3 protein-coding genes are annotated in these 2,675 nt (G+C 36.5%); all 3 read right to left on the bottom strand.

Translation table 11 applies throughout. The features are described 5' to 3' along the window. On the bottom strand, positions 1–178 hold a 178-nt coding region (locus AC1DDX_RS26210), incomplete at its 3' end, for a DegT/DnrJ/EryC1/StrS family aminotransferase (RefSeq protein ID WP_477622897.1). Continuing rightward, positions 175–1,617, bottom strand: coding sequence for a lipopolysaccharide biosynthesis protein (locus AC1DDX_RS26205; protein ID WP_337715973.1), 1,443 nt, complete (start codon positions 1,615–1,617; stop codon positions 175–177). The genes AC1DDX_RS26210 and AC1DDX_RS26205, both read right to left, overlap by 4 nt. Positions 1,618–1,627: 10 nt before the next feature. After that, positions 1,628–2,629 carry an acyltransferase family protein gene (locus AC1DDX_RS26200; protein ID WP_172662590.1) on the bottom strand — a complete coding sequence of 334 codons (1,002 nt, stop codon included), beginning with the start codon at positions 2,627–2,629 and terminating at the stop codon, positions 1,628–1,630. Positions 2,630–2,675: the final 46 nt, after the last annotated feature.

Raw genomic sequence — 2,675 nt, 5'->3', positions numbered from 1 at the left:
CAATTGTACCATTCGAAACAAACAGCAAGTGTTTAATTTCCAAATAGTTCTTGAGCTTCAATTCAAGTTCATTTACCAGTGGCCCGTTATTGGTAAGCCACTGACGTTCCCAAATGCTGTGAATGTACTCTTCAAATTCGTTAACTTTTGGAAGAAAAGGTTTGGTTACAGGTATCATCTCTTTAGGATTAATTGTTTAAAATCATGAATTGGTGCAAGTCTTAAAATTGAACTGCTGGCCAGATAAATCAGAGAGAAAAACAGGCCGTCTATTATAATTCTGGTAACATCTAATAATTGGAGTGTGCTGAAGCATAGCGTATCGGCCAGGTAGCATAATATTCCTGCAAAAACAGAGGTTGCAATCATTGGAATAATGTCAATAATCTGCTCTCCTATGGGGTAATTGATCAGTTTTCCGCTATAAATTGAGTTGATGTAATAACCTATAAAATTGAACATCAGCTGAAAATATAGTAAGCCATATATTCCAAAGGGGAACACGCACAAAATGCCAACTACACAAATTGATTTTTTAATAAATTCCAGTTTCAGTATCAGATCGCTCCTTCCCTTTACTTTTAATATGTTAAGGTTATAAGCATGCAAAGGATACATAATACCAGCAATGCATAAGATTTGAAAGTATGGTACTGCCGGCAACCATTTATCTGTAAACAGAAACCTAAATAAAGGCTCTCCTATTACGGCCAGCAAAATCAAAATAGGCGTATTCCAGAAAATAACCTGCTGCATTAATCTTTTATAAACCATTTTTAACCTCAAATCGTCATCGGCAATTGATGCGAACATTGGGTAGGTAACCTTATTTATTACTGCAGATATATTTGCAATAGGGAGCTGGCTAGCCGAATCTGCCCTCGAATAAAAGCCTAGTTGTACAACAGAATAATACTTACCAATGATTAATACATATATATTTCTATAAAGGATATCCAGTAATCCAGTCAGGGTCATTTTATAGCCAAAATAAAAGTGCCTCTTAAAGCATCGTTTACTGAACACAAAACTTGGTGTCCAGCCAGAATAAATCCAATGCATCACTGTGGATAAGAAAGACTGAAATAAACCCATCCAAACTAAACTCCATACACCGTAACCCTGAAGCGCCAAAAAAACGCCTAATAGTCCACCAATCAATACTGCAGGTATCTGAATTTTCATTTGAATTTTAAAATTCATCTCCTTTGTTAACCGTGCATTCTGCACTCCATAAAAGGCATTTATGATAAAATCTAGGGCATAAACCCTAAGAATCAGCGTCAGTACATCCTGATGGTAAAATGAAGCAATCAGCGGTGCAAGCAGGTAAATAATGGCATACAGTACAATACTTCCGCCCAGGTTAAAAAAGAAAACCGTTGAGTAGTCTTCCTGTCCCAGATCTGACGATCGTATTAACGACGATGCCAGACCGCTTTCTAACAAAGAATTACCTATGGCAATAAATACTGTTAGCATTGCGATAAGGCCAAATTCTGCAGGCAATAAAATCCTTGCCAGTATCATGGTAATGCAGAAGCCAATTAGCTGCACACTAAACTGCTGTGTAAAATTCCAGATTAACCCTGAAATTGTTTTTTTCTGTAAAGACATGATAAAGGGTTTATTTCTGAAAGGAACCTGAATACCTGGGTTTATGGAACCTATAGTTCCTTAAAAAATGAAGTATTGGTTTTTCCAAAAACCGGGTTACCAGCCATGCTATGGTTATCATAGAAATGATGCCTATAAAAATTACCAGAAACTCGTTAGAAATATATCGTCCTATTTTTCTCATCAGCACAAAACCTATGTTTTGATGCAGCAGATATAACGGATAGGAAATATAACCCAGAAACACAAAAGGCTTCCATGTTAGCAGCGTAAGCTTGTTATAAACAAATAAGTAGAACAAGCAAAATATGGCAGAGAACACTCCGAAACAAATCAGCGTTGGGTTTTCTATTACACCAGCTAAAAAACACACGCCAATCAAAATGTGTTCGCGCCAGTCCCCTCCATCAAATTTTATCTTGTAAAAAAGAATCCCCGCAAGAAAAAACATCCCATACTGTAAGTTCAGCAAATAAGCGCCAAAAGGTAGCGTAAACAGACTATTGCTTAACATCAGCGTTAGCCATATCACTGCAATTGTCCTCATTTTTCTCAGCAGCCTGAGTTGGAACAAGGCACCCATAAAAGCGTAAAAAAACAGTTCCGGTACCAGCGACCAGTAAGCACCATCAACATTTTTTATCCCGAAAACCCCTTGTATCATACTCATGTTCATCAAAAGAACCGGGATACTGTTTGTTTCCATTTTAGGATCCTGAGAAAGGTTTACAATTAAAAATGTTATAAAAACACAAATCCAGTAAGTTGGATAAAGCCTCGAAAATCTTTTATAAGCAAAATCTTCTAATGAGGTTTTCCCTTGAAGAGACATAAAGATTACAAAGCCACTGATCATAAAAAACAGTTCTACTCCGTAACGACCAATCTCCCAATCGAATTTTGAAGGATAATTATGGCCAAAATTCATTCTGAACTTAGATGTATAATGGAATATAACTACGTTAAGAGCGGCAATTCCTCTTAAAACATCCAGTTCTTTTAAGCGTACCATAATTCTGGGGTTTGTCTTAATTAATTAATTCAAGACTATTAATAGC

The sequence above is a fragment of the Pedobacter sp. 10L46_2 genome (assembly GCF_056395165.1).
The sequence above is the reverse complement of the archived record's forward strand: the minus strand, read 5'-3'. Positions and strand labels throughout refer to the sequence as shown.

Bases quoted from the DNA above. Each gene is read 5' to 3' on its own strand.
- AC1DDX_RS26205 (WP_337715973.1), bottom strand. From the start codon at position 1,617: ATGTCTTTACAGAAAAAAACAATTTCAGGGTTAATCTGGAATTTTACA.
- AC1DDX_RS26200 (WP_172662590.1), bottom strand. From the start codon at position 2,629: ATGGTACGCTTAAAAGAACTGGATGTTTTAAGAGGAATTGCCGCTCTT.